We start from the raw sequence: 19,508 nt of genomic DNA, 5'->3' as shown, positions 1-19,508 counted from the left end.
GCGGCCGGCAGATGAGGCACGGGATCCACACGGGTCGTCGAAACGCACCCGTGGAAAGGACCGTTCGTGGACATCCTCAAACCCAAAGATCACGCGGAGGAAATCGCCATTTTCCGCCATGGTGTCATCGGGCAGATCTGCGCTCGTGATCTCGAGCACGGCGACCTCGCCCAAGCGCTACGCACCCTCTCGATGCAGCGCCTGCGTCCGCCCGGGAGCGCGTGCACGCGCTCTTTCTCGATACCGACCCTGGAGCGCTGGCTCTATGCCTATCGCCGGCGGGGGCTCGAAGGTCTGCGCCCTCGCGCCCGTCGCGACCGCGGGCGCGGCCGCGAGCTCGACCCCGTGCTGCGGCAGCTCTTGTGCGACATCCGGCGGGAGCACCCGGATGCCTCGGTGCCGCTCATCCTGCGCACGCTCTGCGCCGACGGACGGCTGTGCGCCACGGTCAGCGCCTCGACCGTGCGCCGCCTCTTCCGTCAAGAGGGGCTCGACAAGATCCCGCAGCGCGACGGCAAGGGGCCGACGACCCGGCTCAAGTGGCAAGCCGACCACCCCGATGCGCTCTGGCACGGCGACGTCTGTCACGGCCCCACACTCCATCTCGCCGGGCGCAGGGTCACCGTCCGAATCCACGCCTTGCTCGACGATGCTTCGCGCTTCATCCTGGTTACCTCGGTCGAGAGCGACGAGAAGGAAGACACCATGTTGCGGCTGCTCGTCCGCGCCCTCCGGCTCTACGGCGTTCCAAGCGCGCTTTATCTGGACAACGGCGCTACCTACCGGGGTGATGCCTTGCGCCTCTTCTGCTCGCGCCTCGGAATCACCCTGCTCCACGCGCGCCCTTACGACCCGCAGGCGCGCGGCAAGATGGAGAGATTCTGGCGGACGCTTCGAGAAAACGTGCTCGACCACCTGGGCTCGATCACCTCGCTGGAGGACATCTCCTCTCGTATTCAGGCCTTCGTCGACGTCCACTACCACCCGTCCCCGCACGCCGGTCTGATGGGGCGCGCGCCAGGGCTCGTGTACGCGCCCGGGCAGCGCGAGATCGACCCCCTCTCCGAGGCTCGTCTGCGCGAAGCGCTCACACTCCGGCAGCGTCGGCGCGTGCGCCGCGATACCACCGTCTCCGTCCGAGGGCGGCTCTACGAGCTCGATCACGGCTACCTCGCCGGCCGTGTCGTGACCGTCGCCTATTGCCTGCTCGACGAGCCTCTCGCCCCGGTCGTCGAGATTGAGGGACAGCGGATCCCGCTTCGCCTCGTCGACCCGGTACACAATGCACACGTCAAGCGGCCTCCGCGCCGCGTCACGCAGAGCGGCGCGTCACCCGCGGGGCAGCCGGTCGCCTTCGACCCAGCCGGCGCCCTGCTCGTCAAGAGCGCGCGCGACGCGGCTCTGGCCGCTGGCGCAGTCGACGTCGACGCAGAGGAGGATCTCGATGCGATCTTCTGAGCTCGGCTTCTTCGGCCTCCGCACCGCCCCCTTCTCCAAGGAGCTCGACGATGCCGAGCTGTGGCTGCCCACGTCGAAGCAGGTGCTCGTCGACGATCTCGAAGCCGCGCTCCTCGAGCGCGCCAGCGTGCTCCTCGTCGGTGAGCCGGGGGTCGGCAAAACGTGTGTGCTACGGGCCTTGCGGCATCGGCTACCCCAGGCCGGCTTCCGCCTGACCTACTGCCACAATGCGACGCTCGGCCGGCGCGACTTCTACCGCTACCTCTGCCACGCGCTCGGCCTGCAGCCGACATCGAGCGCCGCGAGCCTGTTCCTCGCCGTCGAGCGGCATGTCCATGAGTTGCGCAGGGATCAGGTGCACCCGGTGTTTCTGCTCGACGAGGCCCATCTGCTCCACCCGGACATGATGGCGCATTTGCATATCCTCTTGAACCACGAGTGGGACAGCCGCGCTCTTCTGTCGATTGTCCTTGTCGGCCTTCCGGAGCTGGAGGGCCGGATGGCGCTGCGCTCCCACCGCTCGCTGCTCACTCGCATCCACCACCGCTTCATGATCGAGCCAGCAACGGTGGACGACACGGCGGAGTACGTGGCCTTCCGGCTGAAGGGCGCCGGCGCGGACCACGAGCTCTTCTCACGCGAGTCGCTCACCGCTCTGCATGAGCTCGCGTCCGGCTCGCTGCGCGAGATCGACCGCCTCGCCTCGGCGGCGATGCGGGAATCGGCGCGCCGCAAGCGGAAGCTGGTCGACCGCGACGTGGTCGCCCGCGTTGCGGAGACGCTCACGCTCTCCTCGTCGCTCGGCTAAGCGGCGGCGTGCAGCCCGCGAGGCTCATCGGCCTCGCGGGCTAAGTCGCTCAGGTCCACGATGGCCATCGCCTCGCCGCAAGGGGCGGTGGCCGGCAGGATGCCCATCGCAACGAGCGGCGTCGGGGCAACGCCCGCGATGGCCCTCGGCGCAGATGAGACCCTGCCGAGCGGCCGCGAGATGGCCATCCTCCAGGCGGAGCGCAGTGACACTAGCCAGTCGGCTCGGTAACACCAACTCGCGTCGGACGGCTCCTTCTCCGGAGCGCTCCTTCCCAGGGGTCGTTGGTGCGGAGAGTCGAGGCAAATGTTTCCGGAACGCCAGGGCACACCCTCCACATCAACGTTGTATGACTGGTGCGGGAACGTTCCTCGCAGGCCGCCGGCCTTGGCTGGATAGAACTTTATCCGGCCAAGAGGGTAGCGCTCGTGGATGTGAATGAACCAGTCAGACACCAGGGGGACGGTCGGATCCACCGGGAGGATGTCGATCCGTATGCGCACGTGAAGAAGCCAGACCAGTTCCTGCGCGTCCCAGACGAGATCGCGGAGAATCTTGACGCCGGCAATCCCATCGATCGCGCGGCGGCCAGCGCGAAGCTCTTCAGAAGGGGCCGGCGACGGAGGCCTCACGCGAACCGGCCGCTCCCAGGCACCGTCGGGTCCTTCCGAGGACTGAACCCGCCCTTTTGGCCACGGCCCTCGCCGGGTGGCGTATCGGGGAACTTCTCGCCGAAGAGCTCTCTCCAGAGCCGAACGCTGTCCTCAAGCACCGGCGCATCCAGGGCGCTCCGCGCGATCCTTGCCGCGCGCGTGGCAAGACCGTGAAAATAGTGGAACTCTCCCGGCGTGATACGGTGGAGCACGTCGGGGTGACAGCCGTGATCCGGGAGCACGGGTTTCCCAAACGTAAATTTTTCGACGATCGACTCCAGCGTCTTCGTTGTCCCCTCGGCGACGGACTCGATCCCGTCGGGGCAGCACTCGGCGACGATGCGTTCGAGCGGATAGCCTCTCGGGGCGCCGACATCGGCGTGGCGATCGTACATCCACCATTTGATGGCCTTAACGACGTTCACGAAGTGACCGTTCGTCGAGGCATTCTTCTCGCGCGTCCATTCGAGCTGCACTAGGGGATGGGTGTCCTCCCAGCGCTTGGCCTCTCGATTCGGAATCCGGAGCGCCGTCTCCTTCCATGCGACGGACTGCTTCGCCTTTTTCAGCTTCTGCGCCGGCGTCTCCTCCTCCAGCGGCTCGTCCTCCCTTCCTTCGTCCGGCAGGATTCCCATCACGCTCTCGGGAGGAGCCGAGGTGATGACAAGATCCAGGTCGGCGTGCCTCTGGCTGATCCCGATGGACCGACCCTGGATCCGGTACTGACTCTTGTAATACTTCTCCACGAAAGGCTTGAAGAGCTCGAGGGCCGCGGCCGGATCGTACTCGTTCTCATGCAACCTCGTGACGACGATGATGTCGACATCCGAACGACGGTTCGGCGCGGGGCGCAGGGCCGTGGAGCGACGATAGCTCCCTTGCAGGAAGGTGGTCACGATGGCGGGCTTGAGCGGCTCGAACTCATCGAGCCGCTCGCGCAGCATGATGTGCCCGTCCTTGAGCGCCTGGCGCTCCTCATCGGACGGACGGATGTGCTGGAGAAAGTCGGTAAAATAGGAGTGTGCTTCCATGACGAATCCCTATCGAAGGCCCAGCGTGATAGAGCGTCGGCTGGGACGGTACGCGCCCCGTGGCGGTCGGCTCGTCCTCCCCGGCTGGACCAGGTGCCTGCTACCGAGTTAGCAATGTCCGTTCCAGGTGCTCTCCATGAGTTGTTGCTCGATGCACCGCTACTGCCAAGCGGCAGCTTGTGCGGTATCGCGAGCTTACGAGGCTGTCTCGACCCGCCGCACGGTGCACGCTTCCGGCAGGCTGCGTCGTTCGTCACGCATGCGCGTGATATTCAACGACGGCTCGGTTCGCCGCCATCCGCCTTACACCACCCGCTCCAAGCGGGGACCATCGTCCGTCCACACGGTTCGCCATACGAGCGCGGCCGTGATGATGCGACGCGTCGTCGTCACGATCTCGACACTGGTTGGCGTCCCGCTGCCCGGACCGCGCGCGACGTGCAGCCAGTGCCTTACTGCTCATTTCCAGGTGACAGCGGCCGGTCGCTCGCGGTAAGCCTCTCCATCGGGGACCTCGTACAGGAGGACGCGTGGAAAGCACGCTTCGTATTGAAGATCTAGATAGGCTCGTGCTCGTGTGGCTCGTGGTGCCGCGCAAGAAGCCATCGCACCGTTCACTGGCATCAATGCTGTCACCCTTCGTCCGCGGCACGGGCGCAGCGCCCGAATCGGTCGCGCGCCAGTGCCTCGCTCGTCTGAAGACGCGCCGAGACATCGAGGGGGACACCTCCTGGATGTTGACACCTGGCGGCCGACAGAAGGCGCTCGCCGCGCTCGGTATACCGTCGTTGCCGAAGCGAGCCAGCTGGAAATGGGTACACAGCCTGCTCGTCGCTCGCGGACACGGCATCGACGTGACGCCCGCTGCGCTCCGGCGTGTGGCGACCGCCGAGGGGCTGGCAGCGGTCGTGCTGGAGAAGCACTACCAGCTTCAAGACGCGGGCCGTTCAGAGCTTACGCTCGCCCAGGTGGGCAACGCTGTGGCGTGGCGCGAGCTCAACGTCGAGTCGACAGCGCCCTTCACCCTGAAAGCAGTGCTCACCTACATCCTCCGGAAGACGGTTGATGTATCCGAAACGCCTAAAGACTCCAAGGCGGCGCTCCGCACGCTCGCGTCATCGGTGATGAACGTGAACCGCGGGGACGCACCGATTCGGGCGGCCCTCGTGCGACGCTGGATGACAGAGGGCGACACGGAGGCGGTCATGCCGACGGCGGCGCCCGTCGTGGAGGCGCCTCCGATGACTCTCCAGTCGTTCTCTCAGCGGGCGCTCGCGGCGGCGCGCTCCTCGACGACGGGCCGGTGGGGTGACCAGAAGGTGTTCGTGTCGCATGTGTGGAACGAGTATCAGCGGAGAGACGGAGGTTCGACCGGCGACCTCGACGCATTCAAACAGATGCTGGTGCGCGCGAACCAGGCGGGCTTTCTGTCCTTGAGCCGCGCAGATCTCGTGGAGGAGATGGACCCGGCGGACGTGCAACGATCGGAGATCGCGTCCCTGGGCGCAACGTTCCACTTCGTCCGCCTCGATTAGGCGCGGTCTGCTGTTTGAACTCCGGAAGTAACCCATGGCCAAAGACAACCGACTTCAAGCATTTTTGACGAGCCCGCTCGATGTCTTCCATGCGGTGGAGCATCGCCACGAGATCTGGCGAGAGGATCCCTTCGACGTCGAAACGATTCACCCTGAGGCGCGCGAGGCTTTCCGCAGCATGCTCTCGCTCGCCACCACGCCGCCGGGACAGGAGCGCGGCAGGATCCTGCTCTTGAGAGGCAATGCCGGCGCCGGCAAGACGCACCTGCTGCGAGCGTTCCGCAATGAGGTCCATTCAACGCGTGCGGGGCTCGTCGGCTACATGCCGATGACATCGCAGTCCGCAAATTACGCGCGGTATATCCTGAGCAATCTCATCGATTCGTTGGACCAGCCGTACGATGAAATCACCGATACGCGCTCGGGCCTGGTCCGGCTCGCCGGGATCCTGGCGTCGCGTGCGTTCCAGCCGCAGCTGGCGAGCCTTCTGCGTGACGAGCCGGATCTCGGTGCCGAGGAGATCGCCGACATCGTGACAACGGGCGCGGAGAAGCTCCTCTCGGACAAGCGCTATGCGTATGCGACGCTCGACCTCTTGCGCGCGCTTCTCTTTCTTCACCGGCCCGACCCGCGGATCAAGACGCGGGTCCTCATGTATCTGCGCTGCGAGGACCTCAGCGAAGCCGACCAGAAGGTGCTGGGCGGGTTGAAGCCGCGGACCGCCGAGGAACACCCCGCCCAAATGATCTCCCGGCTCGGGCGGCTCATCTGGGCCATCGGGAACATGGCGCTGGTGATCTGCCTGGACCAGCTCGAAGGTCTATGGAACGACGATACGTCACGGAGCGCAAAGCGGGCGATCCAGACGGTGTGCGACCTCGCGGACGACGTGCCCTCGTCCGTCTTCGTCATCTGCTGCCTGGACGACATCTACGTGGCGCTCCGCTCGAAATTGATCCAATCCTACATCGAGCGCATCGAGCACGATCCAAAGCCCTGTATCCTGAAAGAGAGCCTCACGCCGAAGCAGGCAGAGGATGTCATCGCCGCTCGCCTGCGGCACCTCTATTTGTCGTCGGAGGCGACCTTCCTCGAGGAGGAGCGACTATTCCCCTTCACGGAGGGCTTTGTTGCCGAGCTGGCGAACCGCGCCACGCGCGCCCTCCTCCGGCGCTGCAACGAGTACAGAGAAGTGTGCAAGGCAGAAGGCCGTCTGGTGGATCCGAAGGTCCTTCGCGGCGAAGGGACGGTTGAGACGCCGGTCACGGAGCAGATTCAGCAAGCCATCGGGGCATGGGAGCAGCGATGGAGCGACGAACTGGCGGCCAGCAAGGTCGCGCCGCCCGATGCGGACGACGAGGCGAGCATCCTCGCTCTCTTGAGCTGGGCTGTCGACACGGCCGGAGAAGAGCTAGAGAGCGGCTGGCGGTTCGCGGCGCGCAAGCAGGGCTCAGTGGTCTCCGTCGAGACCCGTCGCGACGGTCGCGTCCATGCGAAGACTTGGGTAGCCATCTGCAATAGGACGCCGCGGTTCGGCTGGCTCGAGAAGCAGATCCAGGGCTATGCGGAGGAGGCCAGGGCGCACGCCGACCACCCTCGGCTCGTGCTCGTCCGCAGCAGCGAGTTCTCGAAAGCAGACTCCGTGAATAAGGCCATCAAGGAGGTCATCAAGCAAGGCGGCCGGACGATCGTGGTGCCCCACGGGGACTGGCGTGTGATGTTGACCTTCCAGATGTTCCAGCGCGCGCACAAGAACGAGCCATATTTTGATGCGTGGGCCATGGCAGAGAACCACCTGTCACAGCTCCCGTCCCTCCGCGCAATGCTCGATCTAGACCGCCTTGAGCGCGAGGTCCCGCCCGCCCCCACGCTGACAGTGAAGGCGCCCAAGACCCCGGCCGCTTCTGCGAGCTCGCCAGCGAAGTCGGGCGCTGCCCCCGCACCTACGGCGGCAGGCGCCGTATCCAACATCGGGAAGTCTGGCACCGTTCGGGCGACCACCGTCTCCATCGCAGATGCCATGATCGTCGGTTTTACCAAGGGGCTGTCCCCCCAGCCAATCACCTTGACCGCCGCGGAGATGACGCGGCACGCGGCGTTCCTCGGGGGCTCTGGCAGCGGCAAGACGACGCTGGCGCTCAACGTCGTCGAGCAGCTCCTGCTCCGAGGCATCCCGGTCATCCTTGTCGACCGAAAGGGCGATCTCGCCGGCTATGCGAGGAAGACCGCGTGGTCGGGCGCGATCCTCGACGAGGAGCTCGACGCCCGACGGGTAGCCCTCAGAGACAAGGTGGACGTGGCCCTGTTCACGCCCGGGCACGCTCATGGGCGGCCGCTTTCGATCGCGCTCGCGCCGGACGGGCTCGCGGACATGGGTGAGGTCGATCGCGAGGAGGCGTCCGCGTGCGCCGCGAGCGCGCTCGCCGATATGCTCGGGTACAAGACGTCGAGCAAGGACAAGACCCTACGCGCGATTCTGCTCCAGGCGTTCCAGGTGCTCGCGTCGCTCACGACAGACTCCCGCATCGATCTGCAAGCGGTCATCGACCTCGTCAACGAGGAAGATCCGGCGCTGGTCAGCGCCGTGGGGAAGCTCGATACCAAGCTCTTCCGGCAGATCGTGCAGGATGCCGAAACGTTGAAGATCACGACGACGCAGCTCTTCTCCTCTTCTGGAGAGCCGCTGGACGTGGACCTCCTGCTCGGCACCGGTGCCCACGCACGGCCGGGCCGCACGCGGTTGTCCATCATTAGCACCAAATTCCTCCGCGATGAATCCCAGGTGCTCTTCTGGGTCGCCCAGCTCCTCCTCGCCATCTCGCGATGGTCGGCGAAGAACCCGAAGGATCGCCTCCAAGCGGTGGTGATGTTCGACGAAGCCGACATGTACTTGCCAGCCCTCCGACAGCCGGCCACCAAGGCACCCATGGAGAACCTCCTGAAGCGCAGCCGCTCAGCCGGGCTTGGCGTCATGCTAGCCACCCAGAGCCCGGGAGATCTCGATTATCGTTGCCGCGACAACGTTCGCACCTGGTTCCTCGGCCGCATCAAAGAGCAGACGGCGCTCCAGAAGGTCAAGCCGATGGTCGAGGTCGCGCCCGGCGACATACTCTCCAAGCTGCCGAGCCAGGAGACCGGTGAGTTTTGCGTGGTGGGAGAGAAGAAGGTCTCACCGTTCCGCGCTCGACGCAGCGTGCTAGAGACCGAGCAGATCGCTGACGAGGAGCTGATCTTACTGGCACGCGAGACGCTTGCGGGCTTTGGCTGACGGCGGAGGGGCACGGAGTTCATGGCGAGCCTTCCGTACCAAATGGTGCTATCGCTGATCGACGCCTGTTTGAAGGTGGGGATCGATCGCGAATCGTTCCTCGCGGCCGTGCCGGCGGAGATCGCGGCAAGCATCCCCACCGGGGACACGCAGAGCAAGCAGCTCATTCATGCATGGTTCCACCTGAACAAGATGTCCTGTCCGCCCGGCCGCCCGCACCCGATGAGCGCGGCGCTGGACGTGTGCTGCTATCTGGCTGAACCCTACGGCTTGATGGACACGTTCCGCGTGGCGCAGGCTGCGTTCGCCGAGCCGGCTACCCTCGAGGATTCGAAGGACCGCACCTTCTACGCGCTCTTCACCCGTCGGATGAAGGAAACCTACTTGGACTTCGGTTGCCGGGTGATGCCGAGCATCGACGAGCCGCCGGGACCCTTCATGGTGGAACATCCCGACCGGCGTACGTCCTTCGTGGCGGTGTTCTATGACGGTGGAAACAAGGGGCCGCCGCTCGGATCTCTGATTGCGATTGTTCAACAATGGCTTCACACTGCCCGTAGCAGCGGTGAAGACGCGGAGGGGTACATCGTGCTTGCGCCGTCCGCGCGGAAGGCGGACCGCGAGCAGGTGCTCCAGGCACAGCTGCGCGCTATCGACTACAGTGAGCGACGGAGCGTCAGATTCGATACGATCGAGACCATCATCCGTTGCGTGCTCGGGGAGGCGCCGCCGGCCTCAGAGGCGGGCTTCTCGATCGTCCAAGGTGGCGAAGCGCGTCCGGCCGAGGACGCGCTCGCTGCATTTTTGCGCGACTCACGCACCCACGCGTGGCTGCTCGTGCAGCCACGCGATGCCGATGCGGAATCTTTTCCTCTGCAGCTGTTCCATGTCGCCGCCCGAAGTTTCTTGCGGCACGGTCCGCCAGCGCCGCTGCCGCTCGGGATGGACTGGCGCACGCGTGGCGTGACGGAGTGTGCGGGCGACGTATTCAGCCATCATGGGGTACCCATCTCGTCCATCGTGCTGGAACGGGTGCTCAGGGAGGGAGTCATCTGCCCCATCCTCGCCCACGACGTCCCGGAGCCTCCTCCCTCCACATTGGATCCACTGCCGACTCCACGCTTGCTCGAAGGGATGTCGGAGCAGTCCAAGCTGCTGGTGGTATTCTCGCCGGGCAACGGGGCCGCGGCGCGAGAGGTGAGGAACTCCCTTCACAGCGCCGGGTACGGGGCCCGCATCGTCCGTGCGCTCATGAATGAGCCGTAGGAGGTCACGGCCTCATGCGGGAGCGTCCGGTCCCCGGCTCTGCCGCCTCGACGTGTGCGGTGCGGCTGAGCCTCACAGGCTTGCCTGTAGCAAAGGCGCGCCGAGTTTGAGATACTCCTGGACCGGGTGTCATCCTATCCAGAGAGGGAAGGTACGTGGAGGAGAGCATCACCGTGTTGCTGGAGCGGTTGGCTCCGGCCCGCACGTTCGAGGAAGCAGCGTCGGCGCTGCTCAGCCAGGCGCTAGTGGACTGTTCGATAAGTTTTTTAACATATTCCCCGGGGTGGCGTAAGCTTCGGCATGCGAGGACGACCACCCAGGAAGATCGAGCTGTCGCAGGAGGATCGGGCGTACCTGGAGCGGCTGGTGCGCGATGGACGGACCGAGCAACGCGTGGCTCGCCGAGCTCGGGTGCTCTTGGCCATGGCAGACCCGGCGACGGTCGTGGAGGAACTGGCGACGCACGTGGAGCAGAGGCGCGAGAGCATCTGGCACCTCTGCCGTCGGTACGAAAAGGTGGGGGTTCGGGCGGTCGAGGACGCCCCTCGCGAGGGTCGGCCCCGGGCTTTTTCCCCCTCTGCAACGCGTCGGCCTCGAGATGCTCGCCTGTTGTGAGCCCGCAGGGCTCGGGCTGCACATGACGCACTGGTCGACGCGCAGCCTGGCGAAGGTGGCGGCTGAGCGTGGGCTGGTGCCGAAGATCGCGCACTCGACCGTCTCGCTGATCCTGCGTACCGCCGATCTGCAACCCCACCGTTCGCGGTACTGGAAGACGCCCACGATCGATGCCGACTTCGAGAGGAGGGTGACGCGCATCCTGTGGTGCTACGAAAGAGCCTCGGATCTAGCCGCGCGCGGCGAGCTTGTACTTTGCTTCGACGAGAAGCCGAACATCCAGGTGCTCGAACGCCGGCGACCGACGCGCCCCGTGAGGCCCGGCCAGGCCGAGCACCAGGAGTTCGAGTACATCCGGCACGGGACGGTGAACTTCGCCGCGGTCCTCGATGTGCACACGGGCAAGATGCGCGGATGGTGCCCCAACCGGAACGATAGCGAGCACCTGCGCGCGATCCTGCCCGAGTTACTCCACGAGTGCTGCGATGCGCGACGCGTGCACCTGATCTGGGACGGAGCCCCGTCCCACGTCGCACAGGAGACCACCACCCTGCTGCGTACCCTCTACCCGCACGTCCGCGTCCTCGTGACGCCGGCGCACGCCTCGTGGCTCAACCAGGCTGAGTTGCTGCTCCGCGCGTTCAGCGAGCGCTACCTGAAGCGCGGCAGCTGGAACAGCCGCCAGCAGCTCGTCGAGCACCTGGACGCGAGCTGGCGAGAGTACGACCAGCTCTACGCTCACCCGTTCAGGTGGTCCTGGACGCGGCAGAAAATGCACCGCTGGGTTGAGCGGCATGCCGCGTGATTATGTTAAAAAACTTATCGAACAGTCCACTAGACGTCGCGGAGAGCGGCGTCTCGTCGTCCCGTTACGAGCGCGGTCGCATCCTGCGCGCGATGGTGCACCTGCGGCCAGACGACGGGTACGTCCGCCTTGTCGCGCTCGATGCGCTACCTGCGGGTGGGCGTGGCGTCCTGACACGCGGCGGCGGCGCGCACCTGTCGTCAGCCACCGCATGGCGTTGGGTCAAGGAGCACAATCAATCCGTCCAGATCGACGTCGTTCTCGGCGAGGTGACGCTCGCTCCGGGCCTCACGATCGCCGGTGCGCCGGCGCAGAAGCTCGACGTTCGGGGTAGCATCGCGACATTGCTCCAACGCGACGTGACGCACCTGTATGCCGTGCCGCTGCGCGTGCCCGGCGGCGGCGTCGACGGCATGCTGTCCATCGAGGCCAGCTGTCAGGAGGCGCTCGGCGAGGCCTTCGTGTGGCTCGCGTGCGGCTCCACGTTGGAGGCGCTGGCGGCCGTCGCCACGGCGTATGTGACGAGGCTGCCCGTGACGGTGGTGGAGTCGACCCGCCCCGATCAGTTCCTCCCCGTCATCGGGGCGTCGATGCAAAGGATCGTCGAGATGCTCCGCGTCTTCGCCGATCAGGAAGAGACCATCCTGCTCGGTGGGCCCACGGGCGTGGGCAAGAGCCGGCTCGCGAGATGGTGCCACGAGCACTCCCGGATTAACAGCCTGCCGTTCGAGGTGCTCGATCTTGCGACTGTCCCCGAAGATCTGCAGATGGCGGAGCTCTTCGGCTGGCGCAAGGGCGCGTTCACCGGCGCCGCGAAGAACACGCTCGGCCGCATCGCGCAGGCTGAGGGAGGCACGCTGTTCATCGACGAGATCGACAAGCTGTCGCTGCGTGCCCAGGCGGGTCTGCTCCGCTTGCTCGAGGAGAAGACGTATCGGCCGCTCGGCGGGGGCACCGGCGACCAGCCCGCGAACGTGCGAGTCATCGTCGGCACGAACGCTGACCTCTACGAGCTGTCGAAGAGTGGCAGCTTCCGACAGGATCTTTACTATCGCATCAACGTGCTGCCGGTTCGCATCCCGAGCCTCCGGGATCGGCGCGACGAGATCGTCCCTTGGGCACTGTACATGCTGCGGCGGCGTCACGCGGGTGGCGGCGAGGTGGCGGTCGCGCCCGACGCGGCGCGGCTGCTTACGGCGCACGACTGGCCAGGCAACCTGCGGCAGCTCGACAACATCGTGCGGCGCGCGTACGCACTATCCCGCTTGTCGGGCGGCGCGGAGCACGTCGACATGGTGCTCGGCGCTCATGAGGTCGAACGCGCCCTCGAGTACGAGGGCAGGGGCAGTCCGCAGTCGGTCCTGGATCACCTGGAGCGCGCCGCCGATGCGTTCGTCTCCGAGGCGGAGCGGCGCGTGGTCGCCGGCCAGGCGAAGCTTGACCTGGACATCGCCGACGCTTTCAAGGCCTTGGTCGTCGAGACCGCGCGCCGACGGCTCGGGGGTGACGAGAAGGAGTCCGTCCGTCGCGCGTTCGTGCTGCTCGGCAAGGAAGCGACCGTGGAGAGCCGTAATCACAGCGCATACTACCGCCGCGAGGTCGAGAAGTTGGCGGAGGCGCGTCGCGTCCTGGGCTCGCCTCCACAGGACGACGCTGAGGGGAAGGGATGACCAGCGACCTCATTGCCGGCAGATACGAGCTCACCGCTCGCCTAGGGGCGGGCACCTTCGGCGAGGTGTGGGAGGCGCGTGACAGGCTAAGCAACCGCGCCGTGGCCGTGAAGCTCCTGCGACCAGAGGCCGATGTCTCAGCTGCGCGCGTCCAGCTAGAGATGGCAGCGCTGCGGCTGCGCCTGCCGGGTGTCGTCGAGCTGTTCGACGATGGGATTGGTCCTCCCCCGGTTCCGCGGACAGTCTCACTATGCCGCGCGCGCGGTCACGTAGGTCTTCAATTCGAACTCGATCGGGCTCATGTAGGCGAGCCGTGAGTGCCGTCGTTTCAGGTTGTAGAAGTTCTCGATGTAGTCTCCGATCGATGCGATGGCGGCCGCTCGCGTCGGGTAGCGCTCGTGCTCGACCAGCTCCGCCTTCAGCGTCGCGAAGAAGCTCTCGGCCACGGCGTTGTCCCAGCAGTCGCCGGCGCGGCTCATGCTCGGGATGAGCCCGTGGGCCCCGAGCACGAGCCGGTAGTCGTCGCTGGCGTAGGGGCTGCCACGATCCGAGTGGTGCACCAGCCCAGGCGCCGGCCGCCGCGTTCCCAAGGCGAACGCGAGCGCGGTGAGCGCCAGGGCGCGATCGTTGAACGCGCTCGCGGCCCAGCCGACCACGCGGCGCGAGAACAGGTCCAGGATCACGGCCAAGTACAGCCAGCCCTCGCCGGTGGGAATGTACGTCACGTCCGTCACCCAGACTTGGTTGGGCGCTCGAGCATCGAATTTCCGCTCGATCACATTCGGGGCGATCGGGCCGTTGTGCCGCGAGTCGGTGGTGCGGCGGAAGCGCCGCTTCCTCCGAGCCGCGAGCCTCTGAGCGCGCATCAGCCGCTCGACCCGTTTCTTGCCGACACGCATGCCGCGAGCACGCAGCTCCGCGTGGATGCGCGGACTGCCGTAGCGGCCACGGCTCTTGTGGTGCACGGCCCTGATCTGCACGCTCAGTTGAGCGTCGGACTTGGCCCGCGCGGACTCCGAGCGCTTGGCCCACGCGTAGTAGCCGCTGCGCGAGACCAGCAGCACCGCGCACAGCACCAGCACCGGGTAGTGCGCCTTCTCCGCGTCGATGAACTCGAACCTCACTCGTTTTCCTTCGCGAAGAAGGCCGCCGCTTTTTTTAAGATCTCGCGCTCCATCTCCAGCCGCTTCACGTCGCGGCGCAGCCGCTGCAGTTCCTCACGCTCCGGCGTCGTCAGCGCCCCCGGCGGGCCGTGGCCCGCGTCGGTGTCCGCGCGCTTGATCCAGTCGCGCAGCGCCGTCTCGGTCAGGTCGAGGTCCTTCGCCACCTGGCCGATGCTCCGGTCGCTCGCCTTCGCCAGCCGTACCGCCTCCGCCTTGAACTCGGGCGTGAACGCCCTCCTCTTTCTCCGTCCCATCCCTGCCTCCTGGTGCCGTCGGGGGTGTCGACGGAAGCGGGGGAGGACCAGATTGAGAACGGAAGGCCCTACCTGGTGATGGAGCGGATTCAGGGCGAGTCCTTCCCGGGGCAGAGGCGCCCGTGCGCCTGGGCAGACATCGCAGACGTCACCGCGTCGCTCCTCGAGACGATGGCCCATGTGCACGCTGGGTTCGTGGTACATCGCGATCTCAAGCCGGAGAACGTTCTCATCACGCCGGAGCGGCAGGTCAAGGTGCTCGACTTTGGGCTCGTCCATCGTACGGACGCCATGGCCCAGCGTTTCACACGCGATCTGGAGATCCTCGGGACGCCCGCGTACAGGGCGCCGGAGCAGCTGCGCGGCTCAGCGAGCGAGCGTAGCGATCTCTACGCGGTGGGCGTCATGGTCTACGAGGCGCTCGCCGGAAGGCTGCCATACAATGGTGCCACGCTCGGCGAGCTCCTCCGCGCGCAGAAGCAGGCGCCCGTACCGCTCGCAGAGGCGGCGCCGGGGGTGCCAGCAGCGGTGGCCCGTGTGGTCGAGGAGCTCATCGCCTACGATCCCGAGGCTCGACCGCGCTCGGCCGCCGACGCGCTGCGCAGGCTGCGCGGAGAGGTCTCCGTCGAGACGCCGCAGTTCTCCTGGCTGGGACCGCAGGATACGTTGCACGCGCTCGTGCGTGCCGCTCGGGCCGGGAGATCGGTGGATCTCGTCGGACCTCGCGGCGTGGGGAAGACACTTTACCTCCGCGCCCTGGCTCAGGTTCTCGGCGACGAGCGGCGCGTTGTGTTCCTTACGCCGTCGGAGCGGGCGTTCGGGAGCTTGTCGCCTCTCGTCGGGGCGCTCGCGGATCACGCCGTCCGATCACTCGCGGAAGTCGGCGCTGTCGTGGAGGCAGAGGTTCGCCAGGCGCTCGCGGGCGGCGCGGTGCTCCTCGCGGATGACGCGGAACAACTCGATCGCGCGAGCCTGAACGTGCTCGCTGCGTGCCGTGCCGCCGGTACAATCGTACGCGTACGAGGCACGGCACCGTTGCCGGACGAGGGACCCCCGGACCACCGCCATCCCGACCATCCCGAGGAGACACTCACGCTGTCGCCGCTTCGCGAGGAGCATCTTCGGGGCCTGTTCGCTGGTCCGGACCGCCTCCTACACCTGCGCGAGGACGCTGCGCGTGTGCTTCATATGCGCACCGAGGGCATGCCCGGGCGCATCATCGAGGAGCTCGCGACCTGGTTGCGCCTAGGCGTCGCGCGCTGGAAGCGCAATCTCCTCGTCGTACACCGTGCGGCGATCGAAGCCCTGGAATCCGGGCTTCTCCACGCTGCGCCCATCGATCCCAGCCCAGTCAAGGTGCAGGGCGTCCCTGACGCGCTCGTCGATCTGCTCGTGTGGCTCACCCTGGCCTGGCCCCACGCAGACGCGGCGCTGATCGCGACGGCCTCCGGGGAGCCGTGTTTCATGGGCGTCGAAGGCGCCGGCCCATCGCCGTGGACCGGTGAGGAACGCCAGAGGCCCGCCGCGCCGCTGCACCGTGACGTGGCTTTCCACACCCCCTCGCTGCGCGTCCAAGGGGCCTGCTGCCTCGGGATCCGCCGGCTCGAACACGTGATCATCAAGTTCAACAAGCGCAGCAAGACGGGGATCGAGCTTCGGGTGGGTCTCCTGAGCGCTGGAGATGGGCTTCACGACAATCGGCACGTCTCGTCCCTCCTAGGCGATGAGGATCGGCGTCGATGGCACAGATGCAGGCAGCGTGCCATCGGCCACGCCGCCCACGCGTCGAAGATCCAGCCGCCTTCGTAGGGGGCCGATGCCGCCCCGTTTTCAGGGGCGTCGCGTGTTGCGTGCGTTTTAACGTGCGCGCGTTCGGACGAACGCAGCTCCTGCGCTGCCGCAGACACCGGAAGAGCCTCCGTCCTCGCGCTACGCGAGCAGATTTCGACGGCTTAGAGCGTCGACCACGCGGTCGATGCGGACGCCCTGGTTGCGGATCTCCTGCCCGCCGCCTGTCATGTCGGCCACGGTCCACTGGTTATGCAGAGCGACGACCTCCCACAGGTGATTGAACACCGGCGATCCAGACGAGCCCTGCTCCGTGTCCGTTAGATACTGAATCACGTCCTCGCTCACGAAGCGAACCTCGCTGCCGAAAATCCCGAGCTTCTTTGGTAAGCCGTGCGGATGCTGGATGATGCTGACATGATCGCCAACCTGAACGGCTTGCCCCGCGCGCAGCGGGAGGGCCGGAACTCCTTGAACTCTCTGATCCTGTACATCGACCGTGGCCCAATCATACTCGGCTTGCCCTTGGATCTCGGGCCCGACTGTCGTCACCACGTCCGGGCGCGGCAAACTGCCGTCCGGACGAATTTGGTAATCGAGCCATACGGCGACCCGATTGGCTTTCTTCCCTAGATGGAAGAGGACGTGATGGTTGGTGAGCACACGGCCCGGCGCGATGAAGAAGCCAGTTCCGGTGAGGCTTTCGCCGTCGAAGAAGGCGTTGATCCGAACGACGGACTTTGTACACTCCAAACCCTTTTCGAGAAATGCCACGTCCACCAGCCTGGACTTCCTGCGGGTGAGGCGCTCGTGTCCCCGGACGGGCTCCTGTGCCTTCCACTCCATGCTCCGGGGGCCGATCTCTCCTGCCGGGGCCTCGCCAAGGAGCTCCTCGAACCGTCCGCGAAGCCCTGCCCACTCGGGATCCCTGACGAGCCCCTCGACGAGCTGCCGTAGGCGCCCCTGATACGCGGCGGCAGCCAGTGCATCGTGCCACCGGGTACGGGGCGGCTGCTCCAGGCGGACGCGCCCCTTCGATATCCCTGCCTTTTCGAGCGCCTCTACTGTGTCGTCGATGCGGTAGAGGTTTTGCTCCAAAAGCGACCACAGCGACTGAGCCTCGGGCCGACTGAAATCGAATGGGCTTTCATCGAGGAAGTGGCGACGCCGCGAGGGACCTGCTGTCGATCTGTGGCCCGGCGACGAGCCGGTCTGCTCGTGCGGTCCTCGCCTCCTGCCCCCAAGCTCCAGCGCGGATTGCACTCGATCGAGGGCCTCCTCGAACTCCGCCTGCTGCGGGAGGCCTGTGGTCAGGATCACTGCCTGCTGGAGCCATGACTCCAATGGCACGGTCCCATCCGTGAGCGCGTGGACATCATTCATGCGGTGCAGATCCAGGAGCAGCTGACTCATGGGCACGGTAGAGCGCGTGAGCCCAGAAACGAAGTGCTTGTTAACATTGGCGAATAGCGTCTCCCGTTGGTCGACGAGTTGCGCCGTGATCGCGGCAGCATGCAGGCTTTGGATCTGATCGGCAGGAAGAAGCATAGGAGAACTCCAGGGAGTTGCGGAAGCACACCTGCGCGAGTGTACGAGCTAACCTTAGCACAATCGTAAGATTTTATCTCCACCACCATGGATCTGGGTCGGGACGGCCTTGTCCTCGCGGTTTGAGCTACCCGCATAGCGCCGAACGTGCAGGGCCACCGCACTTGGCTTCTGCCCGTGTGGCCGAACATCTGAGCAATCTTCGGGCATGAATGCAAGATGCGGACCTGCTCCCGGCGGCACAGGTGCCCGCCGCATCACCGGTGGCGACACTCCCCGGAGTGGCACCTCCCCGTCGATGTATCCACTGCGTCAGCCGGGTCACGACTTCGCAGCGGCGTGACTTCCCATCGCGTCAGCGGGGGGGCATGTAGCCGTGCGCGACTGCCGGCCGGTGATGTAGAGGCGGTAGAAGTTTGTAAGCGGTCACGCATATCCGCGGATATTGGACGCGAACTTGGCGGCCGGAGATGGTCGGCCCGTAAGCTCGCTGGCGTCGGCGTGACAACAAGGTGAGGGCCCAGGTTGCTGCCTGAGCCCTCGGTCGGCGCTACGTGACGGTGCGCGACGTGCCGGAGCTTCGTGCAGGCCAGCCACAAGGGCAACAAATCGCCACGCCGTCGGAGAGACGGTGCACGACGGAGGCAGCGCGCAGATCGGTCGGAACGCCAGCTACCCGTGCTGCATGCGCGTGTTCGTCGTGTGCGCGTGCTGCGAGCGCGGGCAGATCTACTGCTGCCCCGAGCACCGCGACGCCGTGCACCGAGCGTCACGGCGCAGGAACTGCGTATTCCGACGGACGTGACGGCTCGTTCCGGAGCGACGCGACGGCCCAGTCCGGCGTGACGTGGACCGGAGCGTAGCGACGAGCGCGGTCAGGTCACCCAGGAGAAGTCGATCGGCACGCGCGCGGGCGGCTCGTTGCGGCCGACGTCGCGAAACAGCCGCGACTCGATCTCAGCCTCGGTCATCTCTCGGGCGACCTCCCACGTCAGCCCCGCCCTCTCCGCGCGCGCCAGGTAGCCGCTGACCGTGCTCTCGCCGACGCAGGCCGCCGCCGCGATCTCCGCTCGGCTGCGCTTGCACTCGAACTTGAGCCTCAAAATCTCTCGAACCTTCCGCATCGATAGCCGCTCCGACATCGCGCCCATGTACGCGATGAGGCTGCGACCGCGAGCGCCGCCTGTGGGCCGTTACCCCCGTCGGAACGGTCCGTCACGTCCCTCGGAACGGCCCCTCACGTGCGTCGGAACGAGCCGTCAGGTGTGTCGGAACACCCCGTCGGGTGGCCCGGAACGCCCGGTCACGTCCCCTCGGAACGGGCCGTCACGTGCTCTCGGAATCGGCCGTCACGTCGACCCGGAATACGCACCTCGAGAAGAACAAGACGAACGACCCGCGTTCAAACGTATCTTTTGCAGAGATACCTTTGTCTCCGAGATACCTTTTCGGGCCCTCTCGGGCGACCTCGGTCACCGTTGCTCCCGAACCCTACACGGATGGAGGTACAGCATGGCATCGGTGGCTCTCGCGCGTGTGTCGTCACACCTTGCTCTTCGTGAGTCTGACAACAGCATGCGCGCGATCGAGAGGACGACCCTGGAGACCCCCGTCGACGGATCGCGGAGCCCCAGGGCCGTCAGCTC

At 66.2% G+C, this 19,508-nt stretch carries 12 protein-coding genes; 8 read left to right on the top strand and 4 right to left on the bottom strand.

Annotated features, from left to right (window positions below; all coding sequences use genetic code 11):
- Positions 1-66 precede the first annotated feature (66 nt).
- Both WME98_RS08095 and WME98_RS08090 read left to right on the top strand, forming a co-directional pair.
- On the top strand, positions 67-1,458 hold the full coding sequence (locus WME98_RS08095) for a DDE-type integrase/transposase/recombinase (protein ID WP_437950754.1): 1,392 nt from the start codon (positions 67-69) through the stop codon (positions 1,456-1,458).
- Positions 1,445-2,266, top strand: a complete 822-nt coding sequence (locus WME98_RS08090; protein WP_437945564.1) for an ExeA family protein — start codon at positions 1,445-1,447, stop codon at positions 2,264-2,266. The genes WME98_RS08095 and WME98_RS08090 overlap by 14 nt, the downstream gene beginning before the upstream one ends.
- Before the next feature lie 628 nt (positions 2,267-2,894).
- On the opposite strand, the gene WME98_RS08085 is transcribed toward WME98_RS08090, so the two are convergent.
- Positions 2,895-3,950, bottom strand: coding sequence for an SMODS domain-containing nucleotidyltransferase (locus tag WME98_RS08085; RefSeq protein ID WP_437950753.1), 1,056 nt, complete (start codon positions 3,948-3,950; stop codon positions 2,895-2,897).
- 530 nt (positions 3,951-4,480) lie between these two features.
- Here WME98_RS08085 and WME98_RS08080 point away from each other — a divergent pair.
- The 5 genes from WME98_RS08080 to WME98_RS08060 all read left to right on the top strand — a co-directional run bounded on the left by WME98_RS08080 (position 4,481) and on the right by WME98_RS08060 (position 13,109).
- The gene (locus WME98_RS08080) at positions 4,481-5,485 is read left to right on the top strand and encodes a hypothetical protein (RefSeq protein WP_437950752.1); all 1,005 of its coding nucleotides are present in this window, start codon (positions 4,481-4,483) and stop codon (positions 5,483-5,485) included.
- A 34-nt stretch (positions 5,486-5,519) separates the two neighbouring features.
- The gene (locus tag WME98_RS08075) at positions 5,520-8,753 is read left to right on the top strand and encodes a helicase HerA-like domain-containing protein (protein WP_437950751.1); all 3,234 of its coding nucleotides are present in this window, start codon (positions 5,520-5,522) and stop codon (positions 8,751-8,753) included.
- A gap of 42 nt (positions 8,754-8,795) precedes the next feature.
- Positions 8,796-10,019 carry a hypothetical protein gene (locus tag WME98_RS08070; RefSeq protein WP_437950750.1) on the top strand — a complete coding sequence of 408 codons (1,224 nt, stop codon included), beginning with the start codon at positions 8,796-8,798 and terminating at the stop codon, positions 10,017-10,019.
- A gap of 598 nt (positions 10,020-10,617) precedes the next feature.
- The gene (locus WME98_RS08065) at positions 10,618-11,439 is read left to right on the top strand and encodes an IS630 family transposase (RefSeq protein WP_437948501.1); all 822 of its coding nucleotides are present in this window, start codon (positions 10,618-10,620) and stop codon (positions 11,437-11,439) included.
- Positions 11,440-11,441: 2 nt separating this feature from the next.
- On the top strand, positions 11,442-13,109 hold the full coding sequence (locus WME98_RS08060) for a sigma 54-interacting transcriptional regulator (RefSeq protein WP_437953964.1): 1,668 nt from the start codon (positions 11,442-11,444) through the stop codon (positions 13,107-13,109).
- Between the two features lie 248 nt (positions 13,110-13,357).
- On the opposite strand, the gene WME98_RS08055 is transcribed toward WME98_RS08060, so the two are convergent.
- Positions 13,358-14,526 (bottom strand): IS3 family transposase gene (locus WME98_RS08055; protein ID WP_437950749.1). Its coding sequence is split into 2 segments (ribosomal slippage): positions 13,358-14,274 and positions 14,274-14,526, totalling 1,170 coding nucleotides; the frame shifts between segments, so codons are not numbered across the junction.
- A 24-nt stretch (positions 14,527-14,550) separates the two neighbouring features.
- On the opposite strand from WME98_RS08055, the gene WME98_RS08050 reads away from it, so the two are divergent.
- Positions 14,551-16,335 carry a protein kinase domain-containing protein gene (locus WME98_RS08050; protein WP_437950748.1) on the top strand — a complete coding sequence of 595 codons (1,785 nt, stop codon included), beginning with the start codon at positions 14,551-14,553 and terminating at the stop codon, positions 16,333-16,335.
- A 120-nt stretch (positions 16,336-16,455) separates the two neighbouring features.
- Here WME98_RS08050 and WME98_RS08045 read toward each other — a convergent pair whose 3' ends face one another.
- Entirely contained in the window at positions 16,456-17,862 is a 1,407-nt protein-coding gene (locus WME98_RS08045; protein WP_437950747.1) for a trypsin-like peptidase domain-containing protein, read from the bottom strand.
- 875 nt (positions 17,863-18,737) lie between these two features.
- The gene (locus tag WME98_RS08040; protein ID WP_437950746.1) at positions 18,738-18,986 is read right to left on the bottom strand and encodes a hypothetical protein; all 249 of its coding nucleotides are present in this window, start codon (positions 18,984-18,986) and stop codon (positions 18,738-18,740) included.
- Positions 18,987-19,508: the final 522 nt, after the last annotated feature.

The sequence above is a fragment of the Sorangium sp. So ce296 genome (assembly GCF_051529605.1).
Classification (GTDB): Bacteria; Myxococcota_A; Polyangia; order Polyangiales; family Polyangiaceae; genus Sorangium; species Sorangium cellulosum_D.
This window is presented reverse-complemented; position numbering and strand designations above follow the sequence as displayed.

Bases quoted from the DNA above. Each gene is read 5' to 3' on its own strand.
- WME98_RS08090 (WP_437945564.1), top strand. From the start codon at position 1,445: ATGCGATCTTCTGAGCTCGGCTTCTTCGGCCTCCGCACCGCCCCCTTC.
- WME98_RS08085 (WP_437950753.1), bottom strand. From the start codon at position 3,950: ATGGAAGCACACTCCTATTTTACCGACTTTCTCCAGCACATCCGTCCG.
- WME98_RS08075 (WP_437950751.1), top strand. From the start codon at position 5,520: ATGGCCAAAGACAACCGACTTCAAGCATTTTTGACGAGCCCGCTCGAT.
- WME98_RS08070 (WP_437950750.1), top strand. From the start codon at position 8,796: ATGGTGCTATCGCTGATCGACGCCTGTTTGAAGGTGGGGATCGATCGC.
- WME98_RS08065 (WP_437948501.1), top strand. From the start codon at position 10,618: ATGCTCGCCTGTTGTGAGCCCGCAGGGCTCGGGCTGCACATGACGCAC.
- WME98_RS08060 (WP_437953964.1), top strand. From the start codon at position 11,442: ATGTTAAAAAACTTATCGAACAGTCCACTAGACGTCGCGGAGAGCGGC.
- WME98_RS08045 (WP_437950747.1), bottom strand. From the start codon at position 17,862: ATGCTTCTTCCTGCCGATCAGATCCAAAGCCTGCATGCTGCCGCGATC.
- WME98_RS08040 (WP_437950746.1), bottom strand. From the start codon at position 18,986: ATGCGGAAGGTTCGAGAGATTTTGAGGCTCAAGTTCGAGTGCAAGCGC.